This is a genomic window from Pseudoalteromonas luteoviolacea NCIMB 1944 (assembly GCF_001625565.1).
Classification (GTDB): domain Bacteria; phylum Pseudomonadota; class Gammaproteobacteria; order Enterobacterales; family Alteromonadaceae; genus Pseudoalteromonas; species Pseudoalteromonas luteoviolacea_F.
The window spans coordinates 438,533-456,627 of record NZ_AUXS01000016.1 but is presented as its reverse complement, the minus strand read 5'-3'; the positions used below and the strand labels follow the sequence as shown (position 1 = coordinate 456,627).

Sequence of the window (18,095 nt, the reverse complement as noted above, 5' to 3'; positions counted from 1 at the left end):
GATAACCAATTTATTTGACGACTTCCCAACTTCCAGACTGATTTGAGCGAGTTGCAGCCTCAAATAATGCCAATCCGTCCCGTGCTTGATCAAAGCCAAAGACATACTCGTTGGCGTTTTCTTCTGAATTTAAATAGCTGCACAGCGCTTGATGAATATCCGTGTATAAATTAGCAAAGGCCTCAACAAATCCGGTTGGGTGCCCAGGTTTCATTCGATTGTATCTAAACTGGTGAGCGTACTGACACTGCCCAGCCCGGTCTAATATTTCTCGGCGGCCATCGTTAAAGTACAGCTCCAATTCATCCGGGTTGAGTTGATACCAGGTTGCGCTTCCCTCTGTACCATACACTCTTACCTTTAGGCCATTTCTGTGACCGATGGCCGTCTTTGACATCCACATACTGCCAGTAATGTTGTTTGGGTATTTAAGCAACATCTGCACATCATCGACCAAATTTGGGTACTGAGAGTGTGTAGCATACAGCGCACTGGTCTGTGTTGGTTCCAAATCTAGCAGATAACTTGAGAGGTGATGCAGGTGTACACCTAAATCAAGACAAATCGTTGGTACGGCATAGTCCTGCAAACGCCAAGATTGGGGAGGAGATGCTTTACCCGCAATTTCAGGTGGACGTTTAAACCCTTCTTGTGGCATCTCAAGGTGGATCTTTTGAATATCTCCAAGCTTATTTAACTTAATTAAACTCTTAAGCTCTCTAATCATGGCATAACCAGAATAGTTAAAAGTGACTGCCAAAAAGTGTTTTTTTGGGTTATAGCATTTAGCTAATTGTTGCATTTCATCACTTCCACACACCAAAGACTTTTCGCAAATGGTTGGAATGTTGAGTTTAAAAAGCGTTTCAAGCACTTCCAAGTGGTGAGGTGTGGGCGTCAGAACAACCACCGCATCAATATTGTGCTGCTCTTGTTCTAGCATGGTTTGCCAGTTGCTGTAGGTATGCTTGGCTTCGATACCCCACTGTTGTGCTGTGAGTAAGTTGTGTTCACTGTCTCGACTAAAAGCCCCCGCAACCACTTTGAATCTGTTGTCCAATTGCGCCGCAGAAAAATGCACGTAGCCCACTGCTGAATTGGCACCACCACCGATAAATGCGAGTTTTAAACAGTGTTTTGACATCTGTGTTTCCTATTGAGTTGGTATTTCTAAGGCTGCGAGTGATTCAGTCAATGTCTCGACAATATACTCTTGTTCTTGCTGTGTTAATGCTGGAAATAAAGGCAAAGTAATCGCGCTGTGATAGTAAGCCTCAGCGTTTGCACAATACCCGGCCTTGAAGCCTAGTTCCTGATAATAAGGTTGCAAGTAAATAGGGATATAATGCACGTGGCAAAATATATTTTTACTTCTCAGTTGTGTAACCAATTGTCTGTGAATATCAGCAGTCGCAGATGCTACTCTAACAACATACAAGTGATATGCACTGTAGACACTTTCGCTTTGCTCCAGTGGTTGAATTTTCGGGTGGTTGCTCAACTGCTTGTCGTAATAACTGGCCAATTGGTTACGTGTGGCGACGAATTGGTCAAGCTGCAAAAATTGAGAAATACCCAAAGCCGCATGTAGATCAGTCATGCGGTAATTAAACCCCAGTGCTTGTTGTTCGTAATACCAAGGGCCGTCGGCTTCTTGTTGCAATTGTGATTTATCTGCTGTAATTCCGTGACTGCGAAAGAGCTTGAGTTTTTTATCGAGCTCAGGCTGATTGGTCAGCGCCATACCACCTTCTGCAGTAGTCACTATTTTCACAGGGTGAAAACTAAAGATACAGATATCGGAAAACTGACAATTGCCAACGGGGAGATCTTGATATTTGCTACCTACAGCATGTGAAGCATCTTCAATGACACTAAAGCCGTATTGTTCTGCAAGTTGCGCAATGGCTTGCATATCGCATGATTGACCGGCGAAATGAACGGGTATAAGTACCTTTGGTAATATATTATTGGTGCGTGCATGCTTAAGTTTGCTAGACAGAGCATCAATACACATATTCCCGGTATTTGCGTCTATGTCGACAAAGTCAACTTTTGCACCACAATACAGGGCACAGTTTGACGACGCTACGAATGAGTTAGGGGAGGTCCAAACAATATCGTTATGTCCGACTTCTAAAGCGAGACATGCAATATGCAGTGCTGAGGTAGCACTGTTGGTTGCAGTGCCATATTGGGCGTGGCTATATTCACAGACAGTTCTTTCAAACTCAGGAACTTTTGGCCCTTGTGTTAGCCAGTCTGACTGCAATACATCTACAACAGCATCAATATCATGTTGTGATATCGTTTGCTTTCCGTAGGGGATCATAATAAAGCCTGTTTATTAAATTCTACAATTTCTTCCACAGATAAGTACTCAGGGTTAGAAAGAGAATTATATTCGAACCCAGGCTGTACAGGCTTCCCTTTCTCATTTTGGGCATTGGTGTCGAAATTATTTGTCCGACTACTGAATTTGATCCCCGGCGCGATGACAAAGTGATCATCAAATTCATAGGTATCAAATGATAAGTCTTCTGGGCACATTACTTCATGGAGCTTTTCGCCAGGTCGGATCCCAACAATTTTCTGTTTCAAATTGGGCGCCATAGCGGTTGCCAAATCGGTTATTTTGATAGATGGAATTTTAGGAACGAAGATTTCGCCACCTAACATACGTTCAAAATTCTTAAGAACAAAATCAACGCCTTGCTGCAAACTTATCCAAAATCGAGTCATATCTGGGTGGGTAATTGGAATATGATCTCTGTTTTCGTCAATAAAATTTTGGAAAACGGGTACGACTGAACCTCTCGAGCACACGACATTGCCATAGCGAACCACCGAAAACATTGTCTTGTGTCCACCTGCAATATTATTCGCTGCGACAAATAACTTGTCCGAAGCCAATTTTGTAGCGCCATATAAATTGATTGGATTTGCAGCTTTATCGGTGGAGAGCGCGATAACCTTATCGACATTACAATCGAGGGCGGCCTCGATCACGTTTTCTGCGCCATTTATATTTGTTTTTATGCATTCCATTGGGTTGTATTCAGCCGCAGGTACTTGTTTCAATGCCGCTGCATGAATAACGTAATCTACGCCTTGCATGGCTCTGCGTAGTCTTTCTCTATCTCGGACATCACCGATAAAGTATCGCATACACGAGGCATTATAAGTTTGCTGCATTTCGAATTGTTTTAGTTCGTCGCGAGAAAAAACTATAATCTTTTTAGGGCGATACCTTTCAAGCAGAGTTTTGACGTATTTCTTACCGAAGGAGCCAGTTCCGCCAGTAATCAAGATTGTTTTGTTATCAAACATATTTTACCCATCTAAAGGTGCAATCATTTCTTTACACTATGGAAAAAAGTATTAGGTAAAGATTTTGCCCCTGCATCCTAAAAAAAGTGATTACTCAATACTTTATATCACTTTTTTATTTTTTGCAGTATTTAACAGGGACTGAGTAGTGAATTTTAAGCTATAGGTGACTTTTTGCACTAATAGGCGTAGACTGGAACAATGGGTATTGCGGAGGAAGGTGTCATGCAAGTCAATTCACCGAGTAACTCTTTCTTTAACCGGATTGAGCAAACGAATAATAAATTAAACCAGCAACTAGCGACGGGTAAAAAGGTAAACTCAGCGGCTGATGATGCAGCAGCGCTGCAGATTATTAATCGTTTAACCTCTCAACAAGAGGGGTATAACCAATCAATCCGAAATGCGTATGACGGCATTTCATATTCTCAAACAGCCGACTCAGCATTGTCTGGTGTTAACGATGCTGTCGGCCGGATCAGGGAATTATCTCTGCAAGCTGGTAGTGGAGCGTTAACTGACAGCGATAGACAAGCGCTTCAAGATGAAGTGTCACAGCTGCAAACGCAAATTACAGAGACTTTCGAAAATACAACATTTGGTGGTGATCCATTATTTGACGGACAACAGGCCAGTTTTCAGGTTGGTCCGGATGCAAATACAACCCAAAGTTTCACGCCAACTGATGGAACTGTCGCCGCAGGTATCTTAAGTGTTGATATTTCAACTCAAGCGGGTGCACAAGCCGCCATTACCGCTGCAGATCAAGTTGCAAAAGACGTTAATACACAGCGCTCACAATTGGGGGCTTTTGAAAATACGTTAGATAGCACGATTCGCGGTTTAGGTAACCAAAGTGACAGAATTGCTGAAAGTCAAAGTCGCATCGCCGACACTGATTTTGCACAAGCTGCTGCTGAAAGAACTGCAAACGATATTTTGTCTCAGGCATCCATTGCACTTCGAGGCCAAGCTAATCAGTCTGCGTCGTCAGTACTTGGACTACTACAGTAAAAATTAATACTATTGTATTGATTTGAAACATACCCCGTGGCATTTATTTGGCGTTTACGTCAATAAAATGCCACTTAGGTATTGCATCCCTATTATACTCCCTTACAATCATAACCATAGACTTATAAATACTCTCGGATCCAGTCCAAATGATACTGATCATCGATAACAACAATAATCGCGCCTCTGGACTAGCAGCCGCACTTTCATTTTGTGGACAACCTGCTCGTGTCGTGGTTGAATCAGAATTTTCTCCCGAGTTGGTTAAAAAATATCAAGAATGTAAAGTTGTATTGGGTGCACTCGAAGGATTGGATCATGAGCGCCATATAAAAAGCTTGCCTGCCCAGCCTTTTATTCTAGTAGGTGAAACTCTCAGGCCTTTGTTGTCTCTTGCAAATGTGATTGGTTTAATCAGTGAGCCGTTTAGCCATGATGTGACAATGCAGTTACTTCACGACTGTCAGCAATATTTGAGTTTGCTACCAGGCCAAACAAACCAAGGCAGAGATGCAAAGTCTTTTGATGGCCTAGTTGGTGATACTGAAGCAGTTAAGGATGTGCGCTTTTTAATTTCACAAGTTGCCAAAACAGATGCCAACGTTTTGATCTTAGGTGAGTCTGGTACGGGTAAAGAAGTGGTGGCGCGCAATGTTCATTTGCTCTCAAATCGATCTTCTGGCCCATTTGTACCGGTCAACTGTGGTGCCATTCCCGGTGAACTGCTTGAAAGTGAATTGTTCGGTCATGAGAAGGGCGCATTTACAGGTGCGATCTCAGCTCGAAAGGGTCGCTTTGAGCTCGCTCAAAACGGTACGCTGTTTTTAGATGAAATTGGTGATATGCCACTGCAAATGCAGGTAAAGTTACTGCGTGTATTACAAGAGCGAAGCTACGAGCGAGTGGGTGGTACTAAACCTATTCAAGCAAATGTCAGAGTCATCGCCGCTACACACAGAAATCTTGAGCATATGATTGAAGAGGGCAAATTCCGTGAGGATCTCTTCTATCGCTTAAATGTTTTCCCAATTGAAAATCCATCTTTGAGCCAACGTGTTGACGACATCCCTTTATTGCTTAAAGAGCTTTTACGAAGAGTGACTGAGCAAGGCAATAAAGCTGTTAAGTTTACTGATCGAGCAATCGAAAGCCTTAAATCTCATGCGTGGCCAGGCAATATTCGAGAACTGGCTAACTTGGTAGAACGTATGGCCATTATGTTTCCAGATAAGCTGGTGGATGTCACTGATTTACCATCAAAATACCGTTATATTGAAGTAGAAGCATTCGAGCCTGAATACCCAGAAGAGCTGATGGAGAAAGATGCGTTCAACGAGCTTTTCAGCGAGGGCTTTAGCGACTTTGAAGAAGAAGATGTTGATGTCGCACCTGATCAACCCATGCTTGGTCTACTGCCAGACGAGGGAATTGAATTAAAGGATTATTTGGCTGAACTGGAAATAAGCCTGATCACGCAAGCGCTTGAGCGATATGACTACGTTGTGGCACGCGCTGCTGAAATTTTGGGTGTGAGGCGCACTACTTTGGTTGAGAAAATGAAAAAGTACAACCTTAATAGAGACTAAGGTTGTACTCTAGGCGCTAGTTTAGCTTATTGGCTAAATCTAGCGTTGCCAACTTGTCAATTAACGGCTGTTTTCTATGGCAGTCGTTATCATGGTCATTGACCATGCCACATGCCTGCATATGTGCATATACAGTAGTAGGACCTAAAAACTTAAAACCTTTCTTTTTTAAATCCTTCGCAAATCGAATACTTATTTCACTGGTAGCTGGGTAATCTTCTTTGCTTTTAATGTCATTAACAATGGGAGTGAAATTGACAAATTCCCATTGATATTTGGCAAAGCTTCCGTAGGCTTGTTGTACTTCAATAAAGCGCTGCGCATTGTTTATGGTGGCGACTATTTTTGCTTTATTTCGAACAATACCAGGGTTTTGCATCAAGCGTTCAACATCCCCTTCATTCATATTCGCAACCAATTGAACATTAAAATCATGAAATGCGTCTCTATAATTCGCACGCTTTTTTAAAATCGTATACCAGCTGAGCCCAGCTTGAGCAGACTCCAAAGTGATAAACTCAAATAGTTTATTGTCGTCCCATATAGGGTCGCCCCACTCATCATCATGATAGGCCACATAGTCGGGTTTGCTCTCATCGAGCCATAGGCATCTTTTACACATATTTCGTCCGGGGAAACGTTATACATTCTCTATTAATATTTTAACTGATGCTTTGACAATTCATAGGTGTATTTAGATATAAGACATTGTTTATGTATATGTTAATAAACTCTCGATAGAAATGTGTTTATCCCTAATTTCGGTATATAATTGCAGCGTTTTCTATTTTTTATATTTCATAAAGGTAATAAAATGAAGAATTATTTAGTTGCCCTGTTTGCAGTTGCACTGACTGCATGTGGTGGGGGCGGCGGAAGTGAAAGCCCTAGTACATCAAATAACGCGAGCCAAGGAACAGATAATAAACTTGCCCCGGCTGATGTCACAGCGCAGCTAGGCAGTAGTTATGTTGAGTTACATACATATACAGTGACTTATAACGTTTCGGGTGATGAAAAGGGTATGAGCGAACTCAAAGCGTCAATTTCTATCCCTGAGATCGCTTACTTTGAGCAGGTGTCACTCGATACTACTGCAAAATCGTTGTCCTTTTCAGTCCCGGAGTTAACGAGTGATACTGATGCAAGTTTGTTAGTCTCATGGATTGTTGAAGAATCTGGCAACAAAGTCCAACGCTCATTAGACCTGCCATTCATAGCCAAAGACAATGGTATGAAGCTCTCTGAGATGTTTAATATTAAAGATGCTGCTTTTGCTACTTGTGTCGATGGCTACATATATTCGTCTGATCTAACTGCAATACACTGTGAGGGTGTTGTGTCGTTGGATGGTATTGAGAATTTGACAGAACTAACAGAACTTACTCTCAGAAATAGTGAATTGAAAGGCGATATAAAATTATTGGGCAGCGAAAAACTCAGATATTTTGAAATTTCAAACGATACGCTTAAACCGATTGGCAAGGTTGATTTATCCCGTGCTCCCAGTATAGAAACAATTCGCCTATTCAATGCTGACCTTTCTGGATTAACCTTGGCGGACAATTCTGCTCTACGAGATATTTACATCAATGAAGGGAATTTAAAGAGCTTAGATCTCAGCAAAACAAGTAGTTTGGAGCGTGTTGAATTACTTTGGTTGCCTCTCACCGAACTAATACTACCAGACGCATCACCTTTGACATTTTTAAGGGTACCTGGTTGTTATAAGAGCCAAGGGTGTGAAGGGGTACTAACAGCTTTAGATCTCAAGAATAATGATGAACTATTAGAAATAGTGCTTGAGTATCAAGGTTTGAGCACGCTTGATCTGAGTAATCAAATTAAGTTAAAAACGATAAACCTAACGGCGGTGCCGCTTGAATATATGGATTTTAGTAAAAATACAAATCTAGACTATGTCAATATTGGCTCTTTTTATGACCGCACAATTGAAGTCAATGGGTTAACAAATAAACCTAAACTAGCTTACTTAGATGCATCTTATGCAAAGCTAAAGTCCATTGACCTTTCTGGTTCTAATAACCTTGAAGAGCTCAGATTAAACAATAACTTTTTAACTGAACTAAATTTAACAAACTTTGACAAGCTAACGACATTGGAGCTATACGACAATCAGTTATCTTCTTTGGATATATCTGGAGCGGACAGTATTGTGGAATTACATGCTTCTAGCAACAGTCTTGAATCACTTTCAGTATCGCATTTAACTATGCTGACAAGCCTCAGTGTTTCAGACAATAAGATTGCTACACTTGATTTGTCTAACAACACCGAATTAACCTCTCTATTTGCATCTCAAAATAAGTTAAGCCAATTAGATCTGTCTAAAAATAGTAAATTGTCTTTTGCCCTTTATTTGGCGTCAAACCCGCTTGTTTCTCTCAGTGTGAATGCAAATAATAAAATTACTACCCTTGATTTACAGAGTACGAACTTGAACGAGCTACAGCCAAGCAACTTTAAAGCCATGACGAGCTTTAGTATCAGTGGAGGTAGTATAGAGAGTTTAGACTTTTCTCAAGTACCGGAATTAAGCGACGTTAGCTTGGCTAGCATCGGCTTGAAAAGTATAAATTTAGCTAACAACAAAAGTTTGAAAACAGTTAATTTATTTGGCAATGAATTGGTAGAGCTAGATATATCAAATGCAGAGAACATAGAGGTAGTCGAAATTTCGCACAACCAAATATCCTCGATTGCAATTGGTAATGTAAGTTCAATCACTGAATTCCGCGCTTATCAAAACCAATTATCAGCAATTGATTTGAATGGGGCGGACAACCTTAAAACACTTGTTTTGTCTCAAAACAATCTTAAATCTTGGAATACACAATTACCAAATATCACGCATCTTGAGTTGTCAGATAATTCCCTCACAAGTTTCTCCACAGGTATCAGCGAGTTTCTTGAGTATATTGATTTACGTGCAAACGATATCTCTTCGCTTGAGGTAACTGGTGTTCCTTACTTAAAACAATTACATATAGGTGGCAACCCATTCTTGGCATTAAACATTGACACACAAGCACAGCAGGTTTTGGAAGTACTTGATCTTTCATATAGTAAATTAACTAGTCTTGCGCAGTTTAATGCGCCAAAGCTAATCAGTCTATATGCATCAAATAGCGACTTAAACAGCGTGAGTTTGGATAACTTCCCTGAGGTTGAGTCAATAGGGTTATCAAATACAAAGATTTCTAGTATTGAAATACCAGAACACAATCAAATTAAGTCAATGAGTATCGACGGTACATTAGTAACGCAGTTCGACTTTCAGAATTTAACCAGTCTAGAGTCTTTTTATGGCGGCTTTTCATATATGAATAGAGTGTCAGGCATAGACGGGATCAACAATAAAGAAGCACAGATTTCTTTAATTTATAGTCCATTATCAGCTTCTACAAGAGCGTACTTGGCGGAAATGGTAGCCCAAGGATACACCAATATTAGCTATTAAATTGACCGTCAATAGGGCTGATTGAGATCAGCCTTATTTTGTGTTTACTTCTGCGCATTTCATCTATAACTCCTCTTAAAATATGGCACATGATTTGACTACATAAAGCTGTGTCAAAGTTTTGTCTGCTTAAAAACTTAATCTAACACACTGTAATTATTGGAAAATAAATTTGGCACGCCATTTGCTTTGTTCATATTAGGAAGATTCATGAGAGTAGTGTCATGGCGTTAGCGAAAGTGATAAACCCACAATTTGTGCCAGAAAACCAATTTAACCCTTGCTTACTGCAAGAAGCGTATATTGGTGAGCTGAGTGATTTGCGACAGCAGGCAAGTTGGTTGAGCCATTTGGTTGACACTATGCCCGCAGGCATAGTTGTATTAGATGGGCAGGGCATGATTGCCAAAGCAAACCAGATAGCCAAAGATATGCTTGGCGAACCGCTTGAGGGCGAAAAATGGTTCAACATCATTCAGCGTTCTTTTAGTCCGCAACAAGATGATGGTCATGAGGTGTCACTGCGTGACGGTCGTTTGATCAAACTTGAGATCACAGCCCTAACGCCAGAGCCAGGCCAATTGATTCTAATGACAGACTTGACTGAAACGCGACGTTTGCAGGCGCGTGTTGCCCATATGCAACGCTTAAGTGCATTAGGTAAGATGGTTGCATCACTTGCGCATCAAGTCCGTACACCGCTTTCAGCCGCTATGCTTTACGGCGCTAACCTAGGCAGTGAAAACTTGCCAGCTAAATCCCGCGAAAAGTTTCATAACAAATTAATGTCGCGTCTTAAAGACCTCGAAAATCAAGTCAACGACATGTTGTTATTTGCCAAAAGTGGTGAGCAACAAGTGATTGAGCAGGTCTCTATGCAACAATTACTCAATGAAGTAAAAGCGGGATCTGATGCCATGTTATCGCTTAATAATGCAGAGCTAGAGGTTATTTTACCTGATCCGGATATAGAAATTATCGGCAATAAAACAGCACTTGCTAGCGCTATTCAGAATCTTATTCACAACAGTGTGCAGGTTATTGGCTCCGGTGCTCAAATTACCTTGAGTGCAGTGAGAGACGAAGCAGACCTTGTGCGGATCTCTGTGTGTGACAACGGCCCGGGCGTGGATATGACGGTAGCCGATAAATTATTTGAACCATTTTTTACCACCAAATCACAGGGTACTGGGTTGGGGTTAGCAGTTGTTAGCTCAGTGGCCAACTCGCATAAAGGGCGCGTTGAAGTGAACAACGCGCAAAACGGAGGAGCATGCTTCAGTATGCTATTACCCATTTCTCAACATACTCAACTTCAGGAGGTTGTATGAGCAATAAAATTCTAGTCGTTGAAGATGACGCAGGTTTACGTGAAGCACTTTTGGATACTCTAGAGCTCGCCGGTATTGATTGTGTTGAGGCAGATAGCGCTGAGCAAGCAATGATATTGCTAAAACAGCAGAGCTTCTCACTGGTTGTCAGTGATGTTCAAATGGGTCAGATGAGCGGTATTGACTTGCTCAAAAGTATTAAACTGAACTTTCCAAATTTACCGGTATTGATGATGACGGCTTATGCAACCATTGATGATGCTGTAGAAGCAATGCGCTTGGGTGCCATTGATTACATGGCTAAGCCATTTGCGCCAGAGGTGCTACTCAATATGGTCAGCCGTTACATGCCGGAGAAAGAGAAAGAAACGGATGGGCCAATTGTTGCAGATGAAAAAAGTTTGCAGCTTTTGAATCTCGCCAAAAAAGTGGCGTTGTCAGATGCCAGTGTCATGGTGTTGGGTCCAAGTGGCTCAGGTAAAGAAGTTTTGGCACGTTATATCCATGACAACTCTGAGCGAAAGAGTGAACCTTTTGTTGCAATTAACTGTGCTGCAATACCTGAAAACATGCTTGAGGCAACATTATTCGGGTATGAAAAAGGTGCCTTTACCGGGGCGATTCAAGCATGTCCAGGTAAATTTGAGCAAGCGCAAAAGGGGACCATTTTACTTGACGAAATCACCGAAATGGATCTAGGTCTGCAAGCTAAGCTGCTCCGTGTATTACAAGAGCGTGAAGTTGAAAGGCTAGGTGGTAGGAAAACCATTGAATTGGATGTCAGAGTTTTGGCAACCAGTAACCGAGATTTAAAAGATGCGGTTGCAGAAGGCAAATTCCGTGAGGATTTATACTATCGCCTGAATGTATTTCCGTTAACATGGCTACCATTGAAAGACAGAGCCGCAGATATTGTGCCTTTGGCGATGCATTTAATGGACAGACATTGTCAAAAGTCCAACCAGCCGACACCTCAGCTTACTGTGGCTGCTCAGCAAAAATTATTGCAACATGCATGGCCGGGTAATGTTAGGGAACTCGATAACGTAGTTCAGCGTGCCCTTATTCTACAACAAGGCAATGAAGTATCTGATGCGGATGTTTTTATTGAAAATTTGATTCCCATTGAAGCTTCAGGAGAAACCATCCTCAACCCAAATCCAGTGGAATTGGATGCATCTCCTTTTAAAGTAGAGCCTGGTGAAGAGCAAAACCATACAACACCAGTAGATAGCCTGAGCTACAAAGAAGAGCTCCAAGACAAGGAACATCAAATTATTCTGGATACATTAACGCGTTGTAACGGTAAGCGTAAGGACGTAGCGGAAATACTCGGAATAAGCCCCAGAACGCTAAGATATAAATTAGCTAAAATGCGAGATTTAGGATTACCAGTTCCAGCCTAATTTATATAAAGCAACCAGTTATCAACTGGTTGCTTTATAACCTGTCAAAATATTGCCCCTCCAAATTAACTTGTAACCTTTTGAAATTAAAGGTTTAAAAGTTGGCATGATTAGTGCTTTATCCAGTGTAAGAGTATTTACAGGGTGAGCGACATGAAAATTCAAAACACCAGTCTATATCAAGAAATGCAATCTATGGCAGCGCAAGCGGGCCGAGTTCAACCACAGGCGAAGCCGCCTATTCAAGAAAGTGCTGCTACGTCAACGGCACAGTTTGGTGACGTACTGCAAAATGCATTGAATACAGTGGCCGGGTTGCAAAGAGACGCAAAAGAAAAAGTGACAGCCGTTGAAATGGGAGATCGCAGTGTCTCTTTGGCAGAGGCGATGATTGCAAAAAATAAATCATCGGTCGCTTTTGAAGCAACTGTACAAGTTCGTAATAAACTTGTAGAAGCTTACAAAGATATCATGAGCATGCCGGTATAATTGAAGAGATGATTGGAGAGTAACTGTGGCTACGAATCAAACGACAGATTTAGCACTTTCAGACAACCAAGCAGGTGCTGTAGCTGAAGGCGCAGACACCCAGCAAGAGCAAAAGTCTGGCTATTTTAGCGCTTTGAGCGGCGTTGATATGCTACGTCAAGTTACGCTCGTCATCGCACTGGCAATTTGCTTGGCAATCGCTGTTTTCATCATCATTTGGGCGCGTCAGCCAGATATGCGTCCGCTGGGTCAATATCCCACTGATGAATTGGTGCAAACCCTAGACTTTTTAGACGCGCAAAAAATTGAGTATGACCTTGAAGGCAATACCATCATGGTTGCCGAATCGGACTACCAAAATATCAAATTAAAAATGGCGCGAGATGGGTTTTCACAATCACCGTCGTCAGGCGCAGATATCTTAATGCAAGATATGGGTTTTGGTGTGAGTCAACGTCTTGAAAGAGAGCGACTAAAGCATAGCCGAGAGCAGCAGCTAGCTCGCACAATTGAAGAGTTGCAAGACATCAATCGTGCAAAAGTATTGTTGGCGATACCTAAAGAGAATGTATTTGCTCGCAGAGAGAAAAAGCCTTCAGCGACTGTGGTATTAACAATGAAACGCGGCCGTACACTAGATGGTGAAGAGGTTGACTCAATTGTAGATATCGTCGCGTCCGCGGTACAGGGCTTAGAGCCATCACGTGTTACTGTGACTGACCAAAATGGTCGACTGCTCAATTCAGGTTCTCAAGATTCATTGGCTGCTCGCTCACGCAAAGAATATGAAATTGAACGCAAACGTGAATCTGAATATCTATCTAAAATAGACAGCATTATGATCCCGGTTGTTGGGCTGGGCAATTTCACAGCACAAGTTGACTTGACCATGGACTTTAGTGCGGTTGAAGAAACGCAAAAGCGCTTTAACCCTGACTTACCTGCAGTGCGCAGCGAAACCACTTTTGAAGAGAGTAACATTGGCGGGATAACCGCAGGTATCCCAGGTGCGTTGAGTAATCAGCCACCGATGGACTCGAATATTCCTGAAGTAGCAGGTGCTGGTGGCAGCGGTAAAGGCACGACTCCGAGTCGTTCGCAAAAAGAGGCTACGCGCAATTACGAGCTGGATACAACGATTTCTCATAAGCGTCAACAAACTGGCGTGATCCGTCGGATCAGTGTCTCAGTAGCAGTCGATTATGTCGCAAAAGCGGACGCAGAAGGCAATGTTTCCATGGTGCCCCGCGCTCAAGAAGAATTAAATAACATTCGTCGTTTACTGCAAGGTGGTGTTGGTTTCGATATGCAGCGAGGTGATGCGCTAGAGGTTGTTACTGTTCCGTTTGTACGTGAAGATATTCTAGAGGCATCAGAGCAACCACTGTGGGAACAAGAGTGGTTTATGAAAGTTGCCCGTTTAGCAGCAGGTGCTTTGGTTATCATTGTATTGATAATGGCAGTAGTTCGCCCTATGCTGAAAAGACTTATTTACCCAGATGATACACTTGAGGACTACGATGAGGATGCACTTACTGCTGGTGTAGACTTAGGAGATAGTACTTTAGATATGTTAAGTAATGACTTTGATGAATCAGCTGTTGGCTTCTCCTCGGATGGTACATTACAATTGCCAGACTTACATGGAGATGAAGATCTATTGAAAGCGGTTCGTGCATTGGTAGCAAATGAACCAGAGCTTTCTTCACAAGTGGTCAAAGCGTGGTTAACTGAAGATGAGTGATGAAGAACAAAAACAACTGCCCCCAACATTCGATGTTGAGAAGCTAGATGGTGTCGACAAGGCAGCCATCTTGCTTCTGAGCCTAACAGAGGAAGATGCGGCGCAAATCTTAAAGCACTTAGAGCCTAAGCAAGTGCAAAAAGTCGGTATGGCTATGGCCGCGATAGATGACCTGTCGCAATCTAAAATTAGTGCGGTACATAATCTGTTCATCGAACAAATTCAAAGCTTTAGTACCATAGGTTTCCAATCAGAAGACTTCATTAAAAAGGCATTAACGGCTGCGTTGGGTGAAGATAAGGCCGCGAGCTTAATTGACCAAATTGTCATGGGCTCAGGCGCGAAGGGTTTAGATTCATTGAAATGGATGGACTCTAAGCAGGTTGCAAATATCATTCGAAATGAGCACCCTCAGATCCAAACTATCGTTTTGTCGTATTTAGAGCCGGAGCAATCTGCGGAAATTTTGTCGCAGTTTACTGAGAAAGTACGACTTGATTTAACAATGCGTATTGCGAACTTGGAAGAAGTACAACCAGCTGCATTGCAAGAGCTAAACGAAATTATGGAGAAACAGTTTGCAGGGCAAGCTGGGGCACAGGCTGCGAAGATGGGTGGCTTGAAAGCGGCTGCTGACATCATGAACTACCTTGATACGAACGTGGAAGGTCAGTTAATGGATTCTATCCGCGAACATGATGAAGAAATGTCGCAGCAGATCCAAGACCTTATGTTCGTGTTTGAAAACTTAATGGATGTTGAAGACAGAGGTATTCAGGCAATATTACGCGAGGTGCAGCAGGATGTGTTAATGAAGGCCATTAAAGGCGCTGATGACTCCTTGAAAGACAAGATCCTTAGCAATATGTCGAAGCGTGCCGCAGAAATGATGGCAGATGACCTTGAAGCAATGCCACCTGTTCGTATTAGTGAAGTAGAAGCGGCACAAAAAGAAATATTAGCAACAGCAAGACGTTTGGCTGACTCAGGAGAGATCATGCTTGGCGGCGGTGGCGGTGAGGAGTTCTTATAAACCATGTCTGAACCTAAGTTACAACGCGGCAGACCCGTGCAAGGTGATGCAGTCGATGCATTATTAGAGCACTTAGAAGATTGGCCCATTCCAGATGTGAAAGAGGATCTGAGTGGTTTGTCGGGGCGTTCAACAGCGATGGGTACGCCCCTAGAAGAGCTATACACCAAAACCGAGCGCAATGTTGAACCTGAAGCAGTTGAGCCAGAAATCCCCACTCTGACGCTTGAAGAGTTAGAACAAATCCGCCAAGATGCCTATGATGAGGGCCTCAAACAGGGTCACGAACAAGGATACATAGAAGGCTTTGAAAAAGGCGCTAAAGAAGGAAACGAAGCGGGTCAAAAAGAGGGACTTGAGATCGGTAAACAACAGGGCCTTGAAGATGCTAAGCCCTTGGTGGAAGAAAGGCTACACACGTTATCCTCTCTGATTGAAAAGATGCATGACCCACTGAAGCAAGTTGATGAGGCGTGTGAAAAGCAATTGATAGAACTTGTCAGTTTATTGACGCAACAAATCACTTTTCATGAAATTAAAGCCAATCCTAGTTTAATTCTTCAAGCGTTGAAAAAAGGTTTGGATGCGCTGCCAATTGCAGAGGTACAGTTAAAAGTACATCTTCACCCAGAAGACTTGGCGCTAGTGGAAGAGGCGTACGGCGCAGAAATGATACAAAAGCAGCAATGGCAACTGATCCCTGAGCCAACATTCGAACGCGGTGGATGTGAAATAAAATCGCCTATCTCTTCTATCGATTTAACAATAAAAACGCGCCTAACTGAAATATTGGAAAAGTTTTTGCATGATAGCGGTATCTAAGAATAACCGCATCATGTGTCATGTCAGATCTTGAATCACAAAGTCAGTCGTTTGCACAACGTTTAAATAAGTATCAAAAACATATTCACCCTTTCGGTGTTGCCGTTGCGGGGAGCCTAACACGTGTTGTTGGGCTGACCCTAGAAGCGAAAGGTTTAAATGCTGCAGTAGGCAGTCAGTGCAAGATTGAAACAATAAATGGCTTTATTGATGCTGAAGTCATAGGTTTCAATAATGATGTTCTGTATCTCATGCCAAATGATCGTATATCAGGTGTCTTACCTGGCGCACGGGTTATTCCTCAAGTTAAAGAAGCGGGCTTGCCTGTTGGTATGGGGTTATTAGGCCGGGTCGTTGATGGTTTAGGTAGACCTTTAGATGGCTTAGGTGCAATTCAAGCCGATACACGACTGAAATTCGCACAAGCCCCCATAAACCCCCTTGCAAGAAGACCAATTAAAGAGCCAATGGATGTGGGAGTTAGAGCGATAAATTCCATCATCACAGTTGGACAGGGGCAGCGGATGGGACTGTTTGCTGGTAGTGGTGTGGGTAAGTCGGTACTGCTTGGCATGATGACGCGAGGCAGTGAAGCAGATGTCATCGTGGTAGGCCTAGTCGGAGAGCGGGGGCGAGAAGTTAAAGAGTTTATAGATGACATACTGGGTGCCGAAGGTCGCCGTCGTTCTGTCGTTGTCGCCGCACCAGCAGATGCATCTCCTTTGATGAGGTTAAAAGGCTGTGAAAGTGCAGTCACCATTGCTGAGTATTTTAGAGATCAAGGACTAAACGTTTTATTACTTTTAGATTCGGTAACACGTTATGCAATGGCGCAACGTGAAATTGCTTTGGCTGTTGGTGAGCCGCCTGCAACAAAGGGCTATCCGCCTTCTGTATTTGCCAAGTTACCAGCTCTGGTAGAGCGAGCAGGTAACGGAGGTGAAGGACAGGGTTCAATTACTGCATTTTTTACTGTGCTTAGTGAGGGGGATGATATGCAAGATCCAATTGCAGACTCAGCACGGGCAATTCTTGATGGCCACATTGTATTGTCTAGAGAACTGGCTGATAGCGGGCACTATCCCGCTATCGACATTGAAAAGTCCATTAGTCGTGTTATGCCTCAAGTTGTATCAGATACGCATATGCAGCAAGCAAGAGTACTGAAGCAGGTTTATTCAATGTATCAACAGAACAAAGACATGATCACCCTAGGGGCATACCAAAAAGGGAGTGATCCTATGTTAGATCAAGCGATAGCGATGATGCCGACTGTAAATGGGTTCTTGCAACAAGGTATGAAAGATGTACTTAACTATGATGAGTGCTTACAAGGCTTATCACAAATACTAGGACAAGGTTAATGGCTGCAGATAAATTATCTTTGTTACATAAGCTTGAAACAGATAAAGAAGATTCACTGAGAATTAATTTTGTACAAGCCGAAAATAGCCTGAATGAGAATCAACAGAAGCTCAAAGGGTTAAATGATTTTCGCTTGGAATATACACAACAACTGCATACAAAGGCGCAGCAGGGGCTAAGTAGTAGCGGGTTTACCCAATATCATAGCTTCATAAATAAAATTGAAGAGGCCATCAAACAACAAGCGAATACGGTTGCAACTGCAAAACGAGTTGTTGAGCAGCGAAGAAAGCTGTGGCTATCTCAGCAGGCAAAAGTAAAGGCGATCGCTAAGCTGATTGAGAAAAAACAAGATGAAAAACAAAGATTAGAAGCAAAAGCAGAGCAAAAAATGCTCGATGAATTTGCGACTAATATATTTATGCGCAATAAACTGCTCAATTAGTGGCTTGAAAATTGCATTTTTTGGAAATAATAGTATTTGAAGTAGGCAA

At 42.4% G+C, this 18,095-nt stretch carries 15 protein-coding genes; 11 read left to right on the top strand and 4 right to left on the bottom strand.

Going from position 1 to position 18,095, the window contains the following annotated elements; all coding sequences use genetic code 11:
• Positions 1-10 precede the first annotated feature (10 nt).
• From N483_RS06830 to pseB, 3 genes are read right to left on the bottom strand one after another with little or no spacing between them, the layout of a single operon-like run.
• Entirely contained in the window at positions 11-1,144 is a 1,134-nt protein-coding gene (locus N483_RS06830) for a Gfo/Idh/MocA family protein (protein WP_023401790.1), read from the bottom strand.
• A gap of 9 nt (positions 1,145-1,153) precedes the next feature.
• Positions 1,154-2,332 carry a UDP-4-amino-4,6-dideoxy-N-acetyl-beta-L-altrosamine transaminase gene (gene pseC / locus N483_RS06825; RefSeq protein ID WP_023401791.1) on the bottom strand — a complete coding sequence of 393 codons (1,179 nt, stop codon included), beginning with the start codon at positions 2,330-2,332 and terminating at the stop codon, positions 1,154-1,156.
• Positions 2,329-3,330 carry a UDP-N-acetylglucosamine 4,6-dehydratase (inverting) gene (pseB, locus tag N483_RS06820; protein ID WP_023401792.1) on the bottom strand — a complete coding sequence of 334 codons (1,002 nt, stop codon included), beginning with the start codon at positions 3,328-3,330 and terminating at the stop codon, positions 2,329-2,331. Before pseB ends, pseC begins: the two co-directional genes overlap by 4 nt.
• Before the next feature lie 225 nt (positions 3,331-3,555).
• Between pseB and N483_RS06815 the strand changes: the two genes are divergently transcribed.
• Both N483_RS06815 and N483_RS06810 read left to right on the top strand, forming a co-directional pair.
• Positions 3,556-4,344 (top strand): flagellin, encoded by a 789-nt coding sequence (locus N483_RS06815; protein WP_023401793.1) that lies wholly within the window; start codon positions 3,556-3,558, stop codon positions 4,342-4,344.
• A 149-nt stretch (positions 4,345-4,493) separates the two neighbouring features.
• Positions 4,494-5,930, top strand: coding sequence for a sigma-54 dependent transcriptional regulator (locus tag N483_RS06810; protein ID WP_023401794.1), 1,437 nt, complete (start codon positions 4,494-4,496; stop codon positions 5,928-5,930).
• 16 nt (positions 5,931-5,946) lie between these two features.
• Here N483_RS06810 and N483_RS06805 read toward each other — a convergent pair whose 3' ends face one another.
• A complete protein-coding gene (locus N483_RS06805) occupies positions 5,947-6,552 on the bottom strand; it encodes a DNA-3-methyladenine glycosylase I (RefSeq protein ID WP_023401795.1) in 606 nt (201 codons plus the stop codon).
• Between the two features lie 192 nt (positions 6,553-6,744).
• On the opposite strand from N483_RS06805, the gene N483_RS06800 reads away from it, so the two are divergent.
• The 9 genes from N483_RS06800 to fliJ all read left to right on the top strand — a co-directional run bounded on the left by N483_RS06800 (position 6,745) and on the right by fliJ (position 18,046).
• The gene (locus N483_RS06800; protein WP_023401796.1) at positions 6,745-9,411 is read left to right on the top strand and encodes a leucine-rich repeat domain-containing protein; all 2,667 of its coding nucleotides are present in this window, start codon (positions 6,745-6,747) and stop codon (positions 9,409-9,411) included.
• A gap of 224 nt (positions 9,412-9,635) precedes the next feature.
• Positions 9,636-10,742 carry a sensor histidine kinase gene (locus tag N483_RS06795; protein ID WP_023401797.1) on the top strand — a complete coding sequence of 369 codons (1,107 nt, stop codon included), beginning with the start codon at positions 9,636-9,638 and terminating at the stop codon, positions 10,740-10,742.
• A complete protein-coding gene (locus tag N483_RS06790; RefSeq protein WP_023401798.1) occupies positions 10,739-12,148 on the top strand; it encodes a sigma-54-dependent transcriptional regulator in 1,410 nt (469 codons plus the stop codon). The genes N483_RS06795 and N483_RS06790 overlap by 4 nt, the downstream gene beginning before the upstream one ends.
• Before the next feature lie 153 nt (positions 12,149-12,301).
• Positions 12,302-12,637 carry a flagellar hook-basal body complex protein FliE gene (fliE, locus tag N483_RS06785; RefSeq protein WP_023401799.1) on the top strand — a complete coding sequence of 112 codons (336 nt, stop codon included), beginning with the start codon at positions 12,302-12,304 and terminating at the stop codon, positions 12,635-12,637.
• A 25-nt stretch (positions 12,638-12,662) separates the two neighbouring features.
• Positions 12,663-14,381 (top strand): flagellar basal-body MS-ring/collar protein FliF, encoded by a 1,719-nt coding sequence (gene fliF / locus N483_RS06780; RefSeq protein ID WP_023401800.1) that lies wholly within the window; start codon positions 12,663-12,665, stop codon positions 14,379-14,381.
• Entirely contained in the window at positions 14,374-15,414 is a 1,041-nt protein-coding gene (gene fliG, locus N483_RS06775; protein ID WP_023401801.1) for a flagellar motor switch protein FliG, read from the top strand. The genes fliF and fliG overlap by 8 nt, the downstream gene beginning before the upstream one ends.
• Before the next feature lie 3 nt (positions 15,415-15,417).
• The gene (gene fliH / locus N483_RS06770) at positions 15,418-16,236 is read left to right on the top strand and encodes a flagellar assembly protein FliH (RefSeq protein WP_023401802.1); all 819 of its coding nucleotides are present in this window, start codon (positions 15,418-15,420) and stop codon (positions 16,234-16,236) included.
• A 20-nt stretch (positions 16,237-16,256) separates the two neighbouring features.
• On the top strand, positions 16,257-17,600 hold the full coding sequence (gene fliI / locus N483_RS06765; RefSeq protein ID WP_023401803.1) for a flagellar protein export ATPase FliI: 1,344 nt from the start codon (positions 16,257-16,259) through the stop codon (positions 17,598-17,600).
• Complete coding sequence (fliJ, locus tag N483_RS06760; protein ID WP_023401804.1) at positions 17,600-18,046, top strand: flagellar export protein FliJ; 447 nt, start codon at positions 17,600-17,602, stop codon at positions 18,044-18,046. The genes fliI and fliJ overlap by 1 nt, the downstream gene beginning before the upstream one ends.
• Positions 18,047-18,095 lie beyond the last annotated feature (49 nt).